Source organism: Spirulina major PCC 6313, from assembly GCF_001890765.1.
GTDB classification, from domain to species: Bacteria; Cyanobacteriota; Cyanobacteriia; order Cyanobacteriales; family Spirulinaceae; genus Spirulina; species Spirulina major.
Genome location: NZ_KV878783.1, coordinates 2,968,736 through 2,983,846 on the forward strand (window position 1 = coordinate 2,968,736; position 15,111 = coordinate 2,983,846).

The 15,111-nt window shown below is 54.2% G+C and carries 16 protein-coding genes; 8 read left to right on the plus strand and 8 right to left on the minus strand.

Translation table 11 applies throughout. The annotated features are described in order from the left end of the window. Positions 1-8 precede the first annotated feature (8 nt). Positions 9-803, plus strand: a complete 795-nt coding sequence (locus SPI6313_RS13025; protein WP_072621393.1) for an MlaE family lipid ABC transporter permease subunit — start codon at positions 9-11, stop codon at positions 801-803. A gap of 22 nt (positions 804-825) precedes the next feature. On the opposite strand, the gene SPI6313_RS13030 is transcribed toward SPI6313_RS13025, so the two are convergent. Then, the gene (locus SPI6313_RS13030) at positions 826-1,068 is read right to left on the minus strand and encodes a hypothetical protein (RefSeq protein WP_072621394.1); all 243 of its coding nucleotides are present in this window, start codon (positions 1,066-1,068) and stop codon (positions 826-828) included. 15 nt (positions 1,069-1,083) lie between these two features. Then, positions 1,084-1,305 carry a DUF167 domain-containing protein gene (locus tag SPI6313_RS13035; RefSeq protein ID WP_072621395.1) on the minus strand — a complete coding sequence of 74 codons (222 nt, stop codon included), beginning with the start codon at positions 1,303-1,305 and terminating at the stop codon, positions 1,084-1,086. Between the two features lie 99 nt (positions 1,306-1,404). On the opposite strand from SPI6313_RS13035, the gene hypD reads away from it, so the two are divergent. Continuing rightward, on the plus strand, positions 1,405-2,514 hold the full coding sequence (hypD, locus tag SPI6313_RS13040) for a hydrogenase formation protein HypD (RefSeq protein ID WP_072621396.1): 1,110 nt from the start codon (positions 1,405-1,407) through the stop codon (positions 2,512-2,514). 128 nt (positions 2,515-2,642) lie between these two features. Beyond that, on the plus strand, positions 2,643-3,578 hold the full coding sequence (gene lipA, locus SPI6313_RS13045; protein ID WP_072621397.1) for a lipoyl synthase: 936 nt from the start codon (positions 2,643-2,645) through the stop codon (positions 3,576-3,578). 87 nt (positions 3,579-3,665) lie between these two features. Here lipA and cysK read toward each other — a convergent pair whose 3' ends face one another. The 5 genes from cysK to psbD all read right to left on the minus strand — a co-directional run bounded on the left by cysK (position 3,666) and on the right by psbD (position 9,271). Then, positions 3,666-4,634, minus strand: coding sequence for a cysteine synthase A (cysK, locus tag SPI6313_RS13050; protein ID WP_072623126.1), 969 nt, complete (start codon positions 4,632-4,634; stop codon positions 3,666-3,668). Positions 4,635-4,654: 20 nt separating this feature from the next. Then, positions 4,655-5,086, minus strand: a complete 432-nt coding sequence (locus tag SPI6313_RS13055; protein WP_072621398.1) for an RrF2 family transcriptional regulator — start codon at positions 5,084-5,086, stop codon at positions 4,655-4,657. Between the two features lie 385 nt (positions 5,087-5,471). Further along, positions 5,472-7,193 (minus strand): iron uptake porin, encoded by a 1,722-nt coding sequence (locus SPI6313_RS13060; protein ID WP_072621399.1) that lies wholly within the window; start codon positions 7,191-7,193, stop codon positions 5,472-5,474. 264 nt (positions 7,194-7,457) lie between these two features. Next, positions 7,458-7,739, minus strand: a complete 282-nt coding sequence (locus SPI6313_RS13065; protein WP_072621400.1) for a 4a-hydroxytetrahydrobiopterin dehydratase — start codon at positions 7,737-7,739, stop codon at positions 7,458-7,460. Positions 7,740-8,215: 476 nt separating this feature from the next. Continuing rightward, entirely contained in the window at positions 8,216-9,271 is a 1,056-nt protein-coding gene (gene psbD / locus SPI6313_RS13070; RefSeq protein ID WP_072621327.1) for a photosystem II D2 protein (photosystem q(a) protein), read from the minus strand. Positions 9,272-9,618: 347 nt separating this feature from the next. On the opposite strand from psbD, the gene SPI6313_RS13080 reads away from it, so the two are divergent. The 5 genes from SPI6313_RS13080 (at position 9,619) to SPI6313_RS13100 (ending at position 13,232) form a co-directional block, all read left to right on the plus strand. After that, positions 9,619-9,891 (plus strand): UPF0367 protein family, encoded by a 273-nt coding sequence (locus SPI6313_RS13080; protein WP_072621402.1) that lies wholly within the window; start codon positions 9,619-9,621, stop codon positions 9,889-9,891. Next, positions 9,888-10,568: an energy-coupling factor ABC transporter ATP-binding protein gene (locus tag SPI6313_RS13085; protein WP_072621403.1), complete on the plus strand. Its 681-nt coding sequence runs from the start codon at positions 9,888-9,890 to the stop codon at positions 10,566-10,568. The genes SPI6313_RS13080 and SPI6313_RS13085 overlap by 4 nt, the downstream gene beginning before the upstream one ends. 81 nt (positions 10,569-10,649) lie before the next feature. After that, a complete protein-coding gene (locus SPI6313_RS13090; RefSeq protein WP_072621404.1) occupies positions 10,650-11,675 on the plus strand; it encodes an ABC transporter ATP-binding protein in 1,026 nt (341 codons plus the stop codon). An 84-nt stretch (positions 11,676-11,759) separates the two neighbouring features. Continuing rightward, positions 11,760-12,638 carry an ABC transporter permease gene (locus SPI6313_RS13095; protein ID WP_072621405.1) on the plus strand — a complete coding sequence of 293 codons (879 nt, stop codon included), beginning with the start codon at positions 11,760-11,762 and terminating at the stop codon, positions 12,636-12,638. A gap of 90 nt (positions 12,639-12,728) precedes the next feature. Continuing rightward, on the plus strand, positions 12,729-13,232 hold the full coding sequence (locus tag SPI6313_RS13100) for a DUF427 domain-containing protein (protein WP_139276764.1): 504 nt from the start codon (positions 12,729-12,731) through the stop codon (positions 13,230-13,232). Positions 13,233-13,338: 106 nt separating this feature from the next. Here SPI6313_RS13100 and SPI6313_RS13105 read toward each other — a convergent pair whose 3' ends face one another. Then, positions 13,339-14,856 carry an iron uptake porin gene (locus SPI6313_RS13105; RefSeq protein WP_245788766.1) on the minus strand — a complete coding sequence of 506 codons (1,518 nt, stop codon included), beginning with the start codon at positions 14,854-14,856 and terminating at the stop codon, positions 13,339-13,341. Positions 14,857-15,111: the final 255 nt, after the last annotated feature.

Genomic DNA, 15,111 nt, shown 5'->3' on the forward strand with positions numbered 1-15,111 from the left:
GAACGATTATGGCGGATGGAGTCAAGAGGAAGTCAAGCTTGGGGCTGTGGAGCCAAAGGGTGTTAGCCGCCATTTTTCTCGCGGGTCAGGCCATTTTTCACCTGTTTAAAATCAAAATTAATCGCCGCAATACCCTAGAGCAATGTGTATCGGTGGGGCCAGGGTCGTTGGTGATCGCGCTGGTGACGGCGGCCTTTGTGGGGATGGTGTTTACGATCCAGGTGGCGCGGGAGTTTTTGTATTTTGGGGCGGGGAGTGCGGTAGGGGGCGTGTTAGCGATCGCCCTCACCCGTGAACTCGCCCCCGTCCTTACCGCCGTCGTGCTTGCCGGTCGCGTCGGTTCCGCCTTCGCCGCCGAAATTGGCACCATGCGCGTCACCGAGCAGATCGACGCTCTGCAAATGCTCAAAACCGACCCCATCGATTATCTTGTCATTCCTCGCATCATCGCCTGTTCCTTAATGCTGCCGGTGCTCACTCTCCTATCGTTGCTGGTGGGCATTATCGGTGGCTTAGTTGTGTCCCATAACCTCTACGGCATCAGTCAAACCGTCTTTTTAGACTCCGTGAAAAATTTTGTCTCTCTCTGGGATATTGTCAGCGCCATGCTGAAGGCGGCGGTGTTTGGGGCAATGGTGGCAGTGATTGGCTGTAGCTGGGGCTTAACCACCACGGGCGGCGCGAAAGGGGTCGGCGAATCCACCACCACCGCCGTAGTCACCTCGCTCCTCGCCATTTTTATCGCTAACTTTTTCCTCTCCTGGGTGATGTTCCAAGGCACGGGGAATTCGATGACGGGTTAAGCCCTCCCCACTGCCCAACGGATTAGGGATTCGCTTGTGGGGGAAAAACCCCTAAACTGCGGCGGCGATCAATCCAAAGGCGGGCGCGGCGCACAGCTTCTTCGCGTGTCCAAGCTTTGGGGACGGCGATCGCATCCCCCCAGTCATAGGCCACCCACGCTGTATAGATCCTCACCCCCTGCCAGGTTCCCGGCGCGAGTTGGATCGTGTAGCCGCGATAGGGAAACGACAGGGTGATGTGGACGATATCAGGATCGGAGATCATGGTTGCAGGGTGGGGTTAATCGGGCCATTCTACTTGTTTAATCCGGGCGTGATGGCCACGGGTGATGGCGATCGCTGACTTGGGGACTCGGTAGGTTTTGGCCAAAAGTTGGATCAATTCCTGATTCGCTTTGCCATCCACCGGCGGCGAGGTCAAGTGGATCACTAAGCTGCCGTCGGCGGCTTCCGTGAGGCTTTGGCGTTTGGCATTGGGTTTCACGTTGATTAATTTTTTCATGGTTTTGGGGCAAAACTCAAAAACAAGTGGAAGATTCCCCGCGCTTCCCGTCGAATCTCGTTAGGATCAACGCGAGATCAAGCGTGGGATTACGGTTCAATGAAATATGTACAGGAATATCGAGATGGAACCCTAGCGCGGCAATATGGGGAGGCGATCGCCCACCTCACCACGCGCCCCTGGACGATCATGGAAATTTGCGGCGGCCAAACCCATTCGATCGTTAAATACGGCATTGATACCATCCTACCGCCAGAGATTCGCCTCATCCATGGCCCCGGCTGCCCGGTGTGCGTCACGGATATGAGTATTATTGACCAAGCGATCGCCCTCGCTCAACAGCCCGACGTGATTTTTTGCTCCTTTGGGGATATGTTGCGCGTCCCTGGCACGGAGCATGATTTATTGAGTATCAAAGCCCAGGGCGGTGATGTGCGAATGGTGTACTCGCCCCTCGATGCGGTGCGTTTGGCTCAGGAGAATTGCGATCGCCACGTTGTCTTCTTCGCCGTCGGCTTTGAAACCACCGCCCCCGCCACCGCCATGGCCGTCCACCAAGCCCACAGTCTAGGACTCAATAACTTTTCCCTTCTCGTCTCCCATGTCCTCGTCCCCCCTGCCATGGCCGCCATCTTGGACGATCCCCACTGCCAAGTCCAAGGCTTCCTCGCAGCGGGCCATGTCTGCACCGTCATGGGCTATCAAGAATACGAACCGATCGCCAACCGCTACCAGATCCCCATCGTCGTCACCGGTTTTGAACCCATCGACATCCTCCAAGGGCTTTATCTCTGCATTCAACAACTCGAAGCCGGTCAAGCCACCTGCGCAAACCAATACGCCCGCTCCGTCCAACCCCAAGGCAACCCCCACGCCCAAGCCCTGATCCAAAAAATCTTCGCGATCGTCTCCCAACGGTGGCGCGGCCTCGGCGCGATTCCCCACAGCGGCCTAGGATTAAAACCGGCCTACGCCGCCTTTGATGCCCAACTGCGTTTTGCGGATCTCCTCGCCACCCAAACCCCCGCCCCCATCCCCACCGAATGCATTAGCGGCGACATCATGCGCGGCGTGAAGAAACCCCACGAATGCCCCGCCTTTGGGCGAAACTGCACCCCAGAGCGGCCCCTCGGTGCGCCGATGGTGTCCTCGGAGGGAGCCTGCGCCGCCTATTACCGCTATCGCCAACCCGATGCGATCGCCTCTTAAGCATGACGATGATCGAGGGCTTAGAAGCTCAGCACCTACAACGGCGATGTGTTGGGGTTGTGTCGGGATTTGGAGGTCAAATTCCGACGGTCTGGCCTGTGGCAATTTGGTAGGATAAACAGTACATCATCGTTAGTCAACAACAGGTAAAGCGCGTGGTAGTCAAGCCAGAATGGTTACGAGTTAAAGCACCGCAACGGGAACGGATCGGCAGTGTGACAGAGATTCTGCGCGATCTTGACCTCAATACGGTTTGTGAGGAAGCGTCCTGCCCGAATATTGGCGAATGTTTCCACGCTGGAACCGCCACCTTTTTAATCATGGGCCCCGCCTGTACCCGTGCCTGCCCCTACTGCGATATTGATTTTGAGAAAAAGCCCCAAGCCCTCGATCCCACCGAACCGATTCGCTTAGGGGAAGCCGTCGGCCGACTCAAGCTCAATCATGTGGTGATCACCTCGGTAAACCGCGATGATCTACCCGATGGCGGCGCGTCCCAGTTTCAACGCTGCATTGCAGAGGTGCGCAAAATTTCGCCCCAGACGACGATTGAAGTGCTCATTCCCGATCTCTGTGGCAATTGGGACGCATTACAGGCCATCCTCGCGGCCGAGCCGGAAGTGTTGAACCACAATACGGAAACTATTCCCCGCCTCTATCGCCGCACTCGCCCCCAAGGGGACTATGGGCGATCGCTCGAACTCCTGCGCCGCACCCGTGAGCTTGCCCCCTGGACGTATACCAAGTCGGGGATCATGGTGGGGCTAGGGGAAACAGACGAGGAAGTCCGTGCCACAATGCGCGATCTGCGATCGGTGGATTGCGATATTCTCACCATTGGTCAATACCTCCAACCCTCGCAAAAACATCTGGGGGTTGAAGAATTTATCACGCCAGCACAGTTTGACGCTTGGCGAGAGTACGGGGAGGATCTGGGATTTTTACAGGTGGTGTCGTCGCCGTTGACCCGCAGTTCTTACCATGCGGAAGAGGTACGCCGCTTGATGCAGGAATACCCCCGCGCCAAAGGGGTGATGCGATCAGTGATGTCTACGGTGCAGTAGTGGCAAAAATGCGGCGATTTTCGAGGATTAGCACGTCCTAAACCCAAGCAGGCAAGGGGACAAAGCCACCTTGCCCGCAATTAATCGTTAATTCGCGCCCACGAGAGCGACTTCAGGGGTATCGAGGTCTTGAAACAGGGGCGTGCTGAGGTAACGCTCTCCAAAGCTCGGTTGAATCATAACGATCAGCTTGCCTTTGTTTTCCGGGCGTTTCCCGATCGCGATCGCAGCACAGAGCGCCGCCCCCGTCGAGATTCCGGAGAGAATCCCCTCTTCCCTTGCTAGTCGTCGGCCGTAAGCGATCGCCTGATCATCGCTCACCGTCACCACCTCATCAATCAGTTCTACCTTCAGCACCTCCGGCACAAACCCCGCCCCAATCCCTTGGATTTTGTGGGGGCCAGGATTCCCACCTGAAAGGACCGGGCTGCCCGTGGGTTCGACAGCGATCGCCTTAAACTCAGGCTTGCGCTGCTTCATCACCTCCGCAACCCCCGTAATCGTTCCCCCCGTACCCACACCCGCAATCAAGAAATCAATCTGGCCCTCCGTATCCTGCCAAATCTCCTCCGCCGTCGTGCGCCGATGAATATCCGGATTCGCATCATTGCGGAACTGCTGCAACATATAAGCATTGGGTGTCGTTTCCATAATCTGCTGCGCCCGCCGAATACAGGCACTCATTCCCCCCGTGCCCGGCGTTAGCTCCAACGTTGCCCCATAGGCCCGCAACATCGCCCGACGCTCATTACTCATCGTTTCCGGCATCGTCAAAATCAACTGATACCCCTTCGCCGCCGCCGCCATCGCCAGCGCAATCCCAGTATTTCCCGACGTGGGTTCTACTAAAATCGTCTTGCCTGGTTCAATCTCCCCCGCCGCTTCCGCCGCATTGATCATATTGACCCCAATCCGATCCTTCACCGAGGCCGCCGGATTCATGCCTTCAAGCTTGACCACAATATCCGCGACACAGCCTTCCGCCTGAGGAATACGGTTCAAACGCACGAGGGGTGTCCGCCCCACTAACTCAGTCATATTGTTTGCAATCTGCATGATTCCCTCCCATTGGGGCATTAAATATAGTACATGATATTCATCTGTCGTCGCGAGTCACGTTTGTCTGATAAATCTTGTAATGTGTAGCGTTTCAACACCTCACGCACACTCCCACAGACATCCTGCCAAATCTCCTCAACCACGGCACTTTCCACCGTCTCCACCAGCGGCTCTTTTTTCTGATGCTCGGTACCGTCCAGGCAATTCACCACATCAAATAGCGTGATTTTCCACGGCTCTTGAATCAATAAATAGCCACCCTTTGCCCCGCGCTGACTTTGAACAAACCCACCCCGCCGAAGAGTGGCTAATAATTGCTCAAGATAACGCTCTGGGATCTGTTGTTGAGCGGCAATTTGTTTGATTTGTAAGGGTTCTTGTTGTGGATAGTGACCCGCTAGTTCCAATAACGCGAGCAGAGCATATTCAGTGCGACAGGAAAGTTCCACGACAGTTTAAGGAGTTGGGGCGTTCTGTCCAGTATACCCCTATTCCCCACTGGGGTTTGCAGGATTCACGGTACTTAGCAAATCTTGAATGTTATAGCAGTGATGTTGCTATTTAGGACATTTATAGCCGAGGGCTGAGCTTGTCGAAGCCCGCTTACCCTTCGACAAGCTCAGGGTGCGTTACTTGAACGTCCTAACCTAATCTCTCCTTGCTATATGGCCTTGTCTGTACAGCTTCAAGCCCGGTGAATTGATGATGAGCAGGGGCTAACGCTTTCTTGTCTTGAGCTTGTGTTGTGTCTCGGTCAAGATAGCGAAAAAAAAGTGGACTGAGATAACTCAATCCACTTTTTTTCAATCAACTCATTCAATGAGGGTCAGAAATTTAGAACGAGAACGTCGTCCGGAGCGTACCGATGACGGCATCGCTGCTGTCCCCTGCACCTTGGTTCGGATCGGTGAGCCAGATGACACCAGGGGTGATGCTGATGTTGTCGCTGAGTTGATACTTGTAGAAGGCCTCGATGTGCCAGGAGAAGTCCTTATCAAAGTCAGCGTTATTCACGTTGACACCTTCAATGCCCCGCAGAGTGGGTTGAGCACCCCCGAAGATACCGAGGACGCTGCCTTCTTTACCGAGGTCAGGGAAGGCAATCCCACCGCCGAAGGTCCAGATTTCGGCATCACCCCGGCTGATCAACCGCGCTTGGGTGAGGGTCGCAAAACCGCTAACGGAGATGCTGTCGCTCGGACGGAAGGCCATTTCAGCCCCGAAGGAGTTGCTGACGGTACCCCGGCTAGTTACCTCAGGACCAAGAGTGCCATTGAAGAGGCTAGAGGGGTTATTGGCTAGGCTTGTGCCCACAACGCCAGAGTTGGGAGACGCGCCTGCACCAAAGATGGAGTTGGTGCTATTTGTACCTTCGTTGGTGTGGTAAGCGTGAACGAAGGTGAGACCAAGGCCGAAGCGATCGCTCACGTTCGCGTTCAACTGACCGAGCATGGCGTAGTCGCTGTTGATTGCACCTTCAGAAGGATCAGAAGCATTCCCGGCGAAGTAACCCAAGGTCACGGTACTGGGGCCGAGGATGCTTTCGATGGGGGTGAAACCAAAGCTTAGGGCTGCACCTGTGCCGCCACCAATTCGGTAGATCGGGTTTTCAGAGGCGAAGGTAGACAGCGCACCATTGCCGCCGTCGTAGTCTTCAAAGTAGGGGTTGAGGGTGGGAGCAAAGTCACTCCAGATCCCGCCCGTGGCAGCAACGTAGGCTTGGGAGTTGCCGAAGGGGAAGTAATACGCCAACCAATCCACATTGACGCTGTTGCTGTTGGTGGAATCACCATTGAGGTTAAAGGTTTGGGTTCCTTCAAAGCCAGTGGTGGCACCAATCGTAGGCAGAATGGCGAGGTTACCGGTGGCGAGGCGGGTGACTAAGCGGTCTTCGCCGGTGAAGCTGGTGTTGAGTTCGAGGCGAACGCGATTACCAAACACCGCATCACTGAGGCTATTCGTCACGCCAGAAGCCGTGCCAGTGCCATCACTGAAGTCACTGGTGGCGGCAAAGATCACTTCACCCGCTAATTTGGTGGTGGTGGAGAATTGGTGATCTTCGAGGAACGCCACACGACCTTCGAGGGCATCAACGCGGGTGCCGAGGGTAGCCAACTCAGCTTCAAATTCTTGGATGAGGCGTTGCAGGGCTTCTAGATCCGAACGGGTGACAAAATCAGCCGTCGAAGCGGCAATCAAACGCTCAATTTGTTGTAAACAGGCATTTAAACCCGCTGCAAATTCGTAACGGCTCAGGGCGCGACCACCACGATAGGTTCCGTTGGGATACCCTTTCAAGCAGTCGTAACGGCGCACAAGGTCATCTAAGGCTTGGTAGGCCCAGTCGTTAGGAGACACATCGGTAAATTGCGCCGCACCGGGTACACCTTGGCCCATACTGCCGTTGGTGTCTTCCGTGCCGTATTGGTTGATCTGATCCAAGACTTCGTCGTTGGAAACCGTTTGAGCAACAGCACCGGTGGCTGTTGAGAGGGCGATCGCTAAGCCCAAGAATGCCGGGCTGACGCGGTTCAATGTCCGAAAAAAGTTTGCCATGGTATTTTCTGTCCTCACACCTTCAGTCGAGCTACGCAGTATGCAGATAGATTCACTACTGCGCTTTGTTAGACTACTACATCTTGCCCAACTGTCGGACAAGATTACGCCATTTATTGTAACTGGAATAGATCGGGTTTGCTACTGTTTCGCGGGATGCTGGGCAATTGCCGTCAATTGGCCGATGGGATTGCGATCAATGTGACAAACGGATCGAGTCGGCGCAACGCCTAGATCTCCCATCACAATCTGGGTTGATTATACCTAGACTAAGGATGCGATCGCCGCCGCCAGACTAAAGTCTTTTTCAGTCAACCCACCCGCATCATGGGTCGAGAGACTGACCGTCACTTTATTATAAGAAATACTGAGATCCGGGTGATGTCCCGCTGACTCCGCCGGTTCAACCAGACGATTGACAAAATCAATCGCAGTTACAAAGTCTTGAAACACAAACGTTCTTTGGATCGTATTTTCAACCTGTTGCCAATCGGGAAGCGTCTTCAGGTGCTCTGTGATTGCTGCACTATGTAATAACGATGCCATAGGATATTTACTCAAAAACTACGCCAAATACTATCCGCTCCCACAGGGCGTATGCTTCCAGGAAACATATCAATTGTGGGAGCGGTCTAGAGGGTCTTCGTATGCTGTCATTCTGACTGCTGGAAGGAACTCTGGGATTGATAGACCGTGCTATCAATGACTAGAGAACAGCCCCAGCGCACAGCCGATGATTTTCAGCGTGAAGACCCATGCATTTACTACTATCACTCATGGGCATCACCTCCTTAAATCCTGTTAGGGTTAGTTTCAAAATGAACTTATGGATAAGGTAGCACAAATTTTTAGTTTGGGAAGGGGGTCGTGCGATTAATCTCGTGATCTCTCCTTCTCTCAACCTATCTGTGCTTTCTATTGCCAAACACGAGAAAGCGGATAGAGAATGACACTCTATCCGCTTTCACTTATCTCAGGTTGGATGGGTTGAAAATTAATCTATTCCACAAGCCCAGGACACTCTAGAGAGCGTTACCGCGAGGCAGCACTTCTTCAGGGAAGATGAAGCGTTCGTGGGGTTGATCTTGCGGAGCCATCCAGGCCCGCATCCCTTCGTTGAGCAGAATGTTCTTGGTGTAGAACGTCTCAAATTCAGGGTCTTCGGCGGCGCGGATTTCTTGGGAGACGAAATCATACGCCCGCAGGTTTAAGGCGAGGCCAACGATGCCAATGGAACTCATCCACAGGCCCGTGACGGGGACAAACAGCATGAAGAAGTGCAACCACCGTTTGTTAGAAAACGCAATTCCGAAGATTTGGCTCCAGAATCGGTTGGCGGTTACCATGCTGTAGGTTTCTTCCGATTGGGTCGGGGTGAAGGCGCGGAAGGTGTTCGCTTGGTCGCTGTCTTCAAAGAGGGTGTTTTCTACCGTGGCTCCGTGGATGGCGCAGAGTAATGCACCCCCCAGAATCCCGGCAACTCCCATCATGTGGAAGGGGTTTAACGTCCAGTTGTGGAACCCTTGCAGGAACAGGATGAACCGGAAAATCCCCGCAACCCCGAAACTGGGGGCGAAGAACCAACTGGATTGTCCTAAGGGGTACATCAAGAAGACGCTGACGAATACGGCGATCGGACCACTGAAGGCGATCGCATTGTAGGGACGAATCCCCACGAGGCGTGCAATTTCAAACTGACGCAGCATGAAGCCGATCAGCCCAAATGCGCCGTGGAGCGCCACGAAGGGCCACAGTCCGCCGATTTGGAACCAACGGGTGAGGCTCCACTGGGCTTCGGGTCCCCAGAGGAACAGCAGGGAGTGACCGAAGGCATCGGCGGGCGATGACACGGCGACGGTGATGAAGTTGCAGCCTTCGAGGTAGCTCGATGCCAGTCCGTGGGTGTACCAGGAGGTGACGAAGGTGGTGCCGGTCAGCCAGCCGCCCAGGGCCATGTAGGCGCAGGGGAACAGCAGCAAACCAGACCATCCGATGAAGACGAAGCGATCGCGTTTGAGCCAGTCATCGACTGAGTCAAACCAGCCTCGCTCTTGTGTTCTTCCAACAGCTATGGTCATTCGATTAAAATCTCCGAAAAGTAAACAGACAAGTTCCCCCTAGGGGAGAACGTTGAGAAAATGTAATAAGGGCAGCACAGAGTATATCTGCACCTAGAATCAAGAAAATTTACGTTTCTTCATTTAATTATAATAAATCATCCGTTTTTTGCACGGCTATTCTCAGAATTAAACAAAACCTTAAGATATTGGGGATCACATCGATCAGGTCGTGTTTGAGAATGGACGGTGTTGATCCTAAGGGGTGCAGAGGGTTCAGGGCAAGCTGGGAATCGACTCGTGGGAACCAAGATTCCCGCCATGTTCGATAATGGTTCTGGTAAGCCTGTAGTATCCCCATTTTTTTCATGTTCAGCATTGACGTAATTTTGAAGTATTCGCCGATCCCTGTTGCCGTGCAACGCAAAGAAAAAGACGCAGCCCATGGGGTTTATCACCAGATTCGCGAAGCGATGCAAGCGAACCCGCCCTATCCGATTGAATTGTCCTGTGAGAAGCAACCGGATAAGTTGGTGACGATTATGAGCGACCAAGTGAGTGCTGTGGTGGTGGCAGAAAAGACGGCCGGATCAACGGGTCGGGTGACGGGCTTTTTGGGCATTGGGAGTGAAGGCAGTTGAGGGAGGTCACCTCAACGGGACAAGGGCCAGCGATCGCAGTTAATCAGGTCAATTTTGGCTGGCGATCGCACCATCCCATCTTGCAGGATTGTTCCTTGAGCATTCCTCGCGGTGAATTTTGGATGTTATTGGGAACGAACGGCAGCGGTAAGTCTACGCTGCTGAAGCTCCTGGCTGGCCTTTTAACCCCCCAAATGGGAGCGATCGCCGTACAGCAGCCCGTGGGCTTTGTGTTTCAAAACCCCGATCATCAGTTGGTGATGCCGACGGTGGGGGCAGATGTAGCCTTTGGTTTGGTCAGTGAACGCCTGTCGGAGGCGGAGGTGGTGACGCGGGTGCGGGAGGCCTTGGCGGCGGTGAATTTATTAGAGTTTCAACGCCGTCCGATCTATGCCCTCAGTGGAGGGCAAAAGCAGCGGATTGCGATCGCGGGCGCGATCGCCCGCCATTGCGAAGTGCTAATTCTCGATGAACCCACCGCCCTCCTGGACCCCGATACGCAAATCGAATTGGTGCAGCAGGTGCGGCAACTGGTGAAAAATCGGGGCTTAACCGCCCTATGGGTTACCCATCGCCTCAATGAGTTGGACTATTGCGATGGGGCGGTGTTGCTGCAACAAGGGCGAATTGTGGATCAAGGCGATCCCCAACGGCTCAAGCAGGCCCTGATGCATTAGGTGCGATCGCACCCCCGCCGTCTTCAAAATCCGTAACGTTTTAGAATAAAAAGACATGAAAACCCTGTCACTCGTGAAGCTATGACTGCTGCTGTTGTCATCGACCATCTCAAAAAACGCTACGGCGACACCGAGGCGGTTAAAGATATCTCATTCACCGTCGAGCGGGGGGAAATTTTCGGACTCCTCGGCCCCAACGGTGCGGGCAAAACCACCACCATTCGCTGCCTCTGCACCCTAGCTAAACCCGACTCTGGACGGATTGAAGTGTGTGGGGTCTCCGCCATTGACCAACCCCGCCAAACCCGACGGCGCTTAGGCTATGTCGCCCAAGAAGTGGCCCTTGATAAAGTGCTCACCGGGCGCGAACTGCTCGAACTGCAAGCCGCCCTCTATCATCTTCCCAAGGCCACCGCCAAAGAGCGGATCAACCAACTGATCGAACTGCTTGATCTCAGCGCCTACGCCGATCAAAAAACGGGGACCTATTCTGGGGGGTTGCGCCGTCGCTTGGATTTAGCAGCAGGCTTACTCCATCGGCCTGAGTTGTTAGTCTTAGATGAGCCGACGGTGGGCTTAGATATTGAAAGCCGCTTCATTGTGTGGGAGTTTTTGCGCCAACTACGAGATGCCGGGACAACGGTGCTGATGACGAGCCATTACCTCGAAGAAATTGATGCGTTGGCCGATCGGTTGGCGATCATTGACGGCGGGAAGGTGTTGGCGGAGGGGACGGCCTCGGCGTTAAAGGATCGCGTCGGGGGCGATCGCGTCACCCTGCGGATTCGAGAATTTGCCACCGATGCCGAAGCCGCCCAAGCCCAAGCGACCTTGCAGGATTTACCCTTTGTGGAAAGCGTGATCATCAACACGGCCCAAGGCAATTCCCTTAATTTGGTCGTGCAACGCAACTGCAACCCCCTCACCCAAATTGAAAAAACCCTCAGCGAGATCGGCTTGCCCACCTTTAGCCTCGCCCAATCGCGCCCCAGTTTAGATGATGTTTATCTCGCGGCAACAGGTCGCACCCTGATGGATGCGGAATTGGCCGCCGCCAGTTCACGGGATCTCAAGAAAGAGAAAAAACAGGCCATGAAAGCATCCTAACCCTCCACAGGCAAGGGGCTAAAGCCCCTTGTGATCTAGCATCAGACTCGCGATCAAGACTTACACATTTTGGAGCAATTCACTATGAGTCAATCCGTTTCACCCACCCCGTTTAACCTCGCACCCACTGCGGCAGACGCACCGGAACCGAGCGCGATCGCTGAATTCACCCAAGAAACCCTCGCCCTCACGAAACGTTTATTCATCCAACTTCAACGCCGCCCCTCCACGCTAATGGCGGGGGTGATTCAGCCGTTGATGTGGTTGGTCTTATTCGGAGCCCTCTTTTACAATGCGCCCCAAAATCTCTTTGGTGAGGACGTGAATTATGGGCAGTTCCTCGCGCCGGGGGTGATCGTGTTTACGGCATTTTCCGGGGCGTTGAATGCCGGTCTGCCGGTGATGTTTGACCGCGAATTTGGCTTTTTAAATCGGTTGCTTGTTGCGCCCTTGTCTTCGCGTTACTCGATCGTGGCGGCCTCGACGATCTACATCATTAGCCTCGCGTTCTTGCAAACGGCAGTGATTGTGGTAGCCAGTGCGTTCCTCGGTGCGGGGATGCCGAGCCTGTTCGGGTTGGGAGCGATCGCCCTGATCGTTTTCTTAATCGTTCTGGGGGTAACGGCACTCAGTTTAGGCCTCGCCTTTGCCCTGCCCGGTCACATCGAACTAATCGCTGTGATTTTCGTGACGAACTTGCCCCTACTCTTCGCCAGTACCGCCCTTGCCCCCCTATCATTCATGGCCCCCTGGCTCCAGTGGATCGCGGCACTGAATCCCCTCACCTACGCGATCGAGCCGATTCGGTATCTCTATTTCAATAGCGATTGGTCGTTGGGGAGTGGGGTGATGGCGGCTCCGTGGGGTGAGATGAATTTTGCGGTGATGGTGGCGGTGTTGCTTGGGTTTGATGCGATCGCACTCCTGCTGATTCAGCCCCTTCTCCGGCGACGTTTTGCCTAACGCCTCGTCTTAAAGTCTTTACACTAGACAGCAGCGATCCAGTGCGATCGCTGCTGTTTTCAATTCATCCTGTTTATTCCTGAATCAATGATGTTTTCTCCTCGTCCCCAACGCATCGAACCCCAACCCGGCCAAGAATCAGTCTGGGACTATCCCCGCCCTGCGATCGCGCAACCCAGCACTAAACATATTCAAGTGGTCTGTAACGGTGTGGCGATCGCCGACAGCCGCAACACAATCCGCGTCTTAGAAACCAGTCATCCCCCGGTTTACTACATCCCCATCGCCGATGTGCAGATGCAGTATCTCAGCCTGACAGATCGCCATTCGTTGTGTGAATGGAAAGGCGTGGCGAACTACTACACTATCACCGTCGGTGATACCGTCTTGCCCAATGTCGCTTGGCAATACCCCGAACCCACCGAAAGTTTTAACGCCATTCGGGATGCGATCGCTCTCTATCCCAGCCGGATGGAAGCCTGCTACGTCGATGGCGAAAAAGCCCAAGCCCAAGCCGGCGACTTCTACGGCGGCTGGATCACCTCTGATATCGTTGGCCCCTTCAAAGGCGGCAGCGGCACTTGGGGCTGGTAGACCAGAAGGCTCTAATTGTTGAGCATCAAAAAAGGGAACAGTTGAGACTGTTCCCTTTACATATTATTGATCCTTCAAAATCTTGCTGAGAGCGTCATACCTCAGTTTAGAAGCTGAAGATCGTCCGCAACACAGCGGCATACATCGTGTCGTTAACTTTACGACCTTCAGGGTTGAAGACAGCGTAGAACGCCGGAGCCAACTGAATGTTGTCGGTCACATCGAAGCGATATTCAATATTCGCCATCAACGCGGAAGCATCGTCATCAGGGGTTGCACCTTGAACACGAGCAGCGGTGGGCAATTGACCAAAGCCGAGGCGCAGCACGTCAGCTTCTTGGAAGAGGTCGGGGAAGGACACGTTGAACGCCCAGTTCCAGATATTTGCTGATTCACCTTTGTTCACCAAAGCGGTGAGGCCATCGGTAGCCAGTGCACTCACTTCAGCAAACGCTTCGGTGTAGCCAATCCAACCACTGACGTTGACGCTGTCGCTCACATCATAAGAAGCGGAGAGATGGTAGTGGTTCGCTGAGGTTGCGAGTCCAAGACCGGTCGAATCCCGGAAGGGTTTTGCCGCTTTACTGGTTCCAGCACTACTCAACCCGATGGTAGAGCTAATGTCTCCATTAGCATCCCGCGTATCACCGGGCGAAAAGGTGCGGGCATAACCCACAGCCAATTGCAACTTACCTAGGTCTGCGTTCAACTGAATCGGCAGGGCAATATTGCCGGCAAACAACCCGCGAGAGGCATCGTTTGCTTGGGAGCTGAAGAACCCTAAGTCAATGCCAAAGGTGTCATTGATCATGTAGTTTGCCCCAACCCCAGCCGTTCCAGTCCCGTGGGTATCGTGGAAGGCAGTGTTGTAGGCATTGCCAAGGGGTACATCGTCGTAGGAGTAGGGAGCGGTGCTGCCCACATCTAACACATCATCAATCAAGGCACCTCGTGCAAACACGTGCAGCATGAGCTTATCGCTAGCAGGGAAGCGATACCACACCTTGTCAACATTGACTTCGTTATTTTCACTGCCGTATATGTTCAGGTTCGCGTTGCTGGTGCCAAGGTTGCCCCCAGAGAAAGAACCATTAGCGGCATTGCTGGTATCCAGGCGAGTGCGTAAGCGGTCTTTCCCGGTGAAGCTGGTGTCGAAGGCTAACCGAGCGCGGTAGTTGAAGGTCAGTTCGTCGTTTACGGGTAAACCAGCGGTACCGCCCCAGGGTACACCAAGGGTCCAGACTACTTGACCGGCGAGTTTGGTGGTGGTGGAGAATTGGTTATCTTCGAGGAAGGCAACGCGGGATTCGAGGTTATCGACACGAGTACCGAGCATGGCGAGTTCAGCTTCAAACTCTTCCATGAGGCGGCTCATGGTTTCGAGGTCTTCTTTCGTGGCGAAATCGGCGGTGGTTTCCGCGATGAGACGCTCGATTTGTTGAAGACAAGCATTTAAACCGGCGGCAAATTCGTAGCGGGAAAGAGCGCGGTTGCCTCGGTAGGTGCCGTTGGGATACCCCTTGAGACAGTCGTAGCGGCGCACAAGGTCATCGAGGGCTTGGAATGCCCAGTCACCGGGGGAAACATCGCTGAATTGAGATGCACCGGTCAGGCCTTGGCCCATGGAACTGGTGCCTTCGGCGCTGTAGGCTTCAATTTGCTGCAACAGGTCGTTCGCAGAAGTTTCGCTGCTGAAGCTTTGAGCCAGAGCATCACCGGAAACTAACAGGGCTGCACTGAGCGCAGCCGGCGTAACGAATAAGGCTTTTTTCAAATTCTTGGACATTGACTTTCCTCACACTATGGCCGTGGAATACACGATGGTTAACGTGTTTGAGAGCTTTAGTTATACCAACTAATCGTGACTTGCAACTTTACG

Bases quoted from the DNA above. Each gene is read 5' to 3' on its own strand.
- SPI6313_RS13105 (WP_245788766.1), bottom strand. From the start codon at position 14,856: ATGGGCCAAGGCCTGACCGGTGCATCTCAATTCAGCGATGTTTCCCCC.
- SPI6313_RS13030 (WP_072621394.1), bottom strand. From the start codon at position 1,068: ATGATCTCCGATCCTGATATCGTCCACATCACCCTGTCGTTTCCCTAT.
- SPI6313_RS13065 (WP_072621400.1), bottom strand. From the start codon at position 7,739: ATGGCATCGTTATTACATAGTGCAGCAATCACAGAGCACCTGAAGACG.
- psbD (WP_072621327.1), bottom strand. From the start codon at position 9,271: ATGACCATAGCTGTTGGAAGAACACAAGAGCGAGGCTGGTTTGACTCA.
- cysK (WP_072623126.1), bottom strand. From the start codon at position 4,634: ATGCAGATTGCAAACAATATGACTGAGTTAGTGGGGCGGACACCCCTC.
- SPI6313_RS13090 (WP_072621404.1), top strand. From the start codon at position 10,650: ATGACTGCTGCTGTTGTCATCGACCATCTCAAAAAACGCTACGGCGAC.
- SPI6313_RS13025 (WP_072621393.1), top strand. From the start codon at position 9: ATGGCGGATGGAGTCAAGAGGAAGTCAAGCTTGGGGCTGTGGAGCCAA.
- SPI6313_RS13060 (WP_072621399.1), bottom strand. From the start codon at position 7,193: ATGGCAAACTTTTTTCGGACATTGAACCGCGTCAGCCCGGCATTCTTG.
- hypD (WP_072621396.1), top strand. From the start codon at position 1,405: ATGAAATATGTACAGGAATATCGAGATGGAACCCTAGCGCGGCAATAT.
- SPI6313_RS13035 (WP_072621395.1), bottom strand. From the start codon at position 1,305: ATGAAAAAATTAATCAACGTGAAACCCAATGCCAAACGCCAAAGCCTC.
- SPI6313_RS13080 (WP_072621402.1), top strand. From the start codon at position 9,619: ATGTTCAGCATTGACGTAATTTTGAAGTATTCGCCGATCCCTGTTGCC.
- SPI6313_RS13100 (WP_139276764.1), top strand. From the start codon at position 12,729: ATGTTTTCTCCTCGTCCCCAACGCATCGAACCCCAACCCGGCCAAGAA.
- SPI6313_RS13095 (WP_072621405.1), top strand. From the start codon at position 11,760: ATGAGTCAATCCGTTTCACCCACCCCGTTTAACCTCGCACCCACTGCG.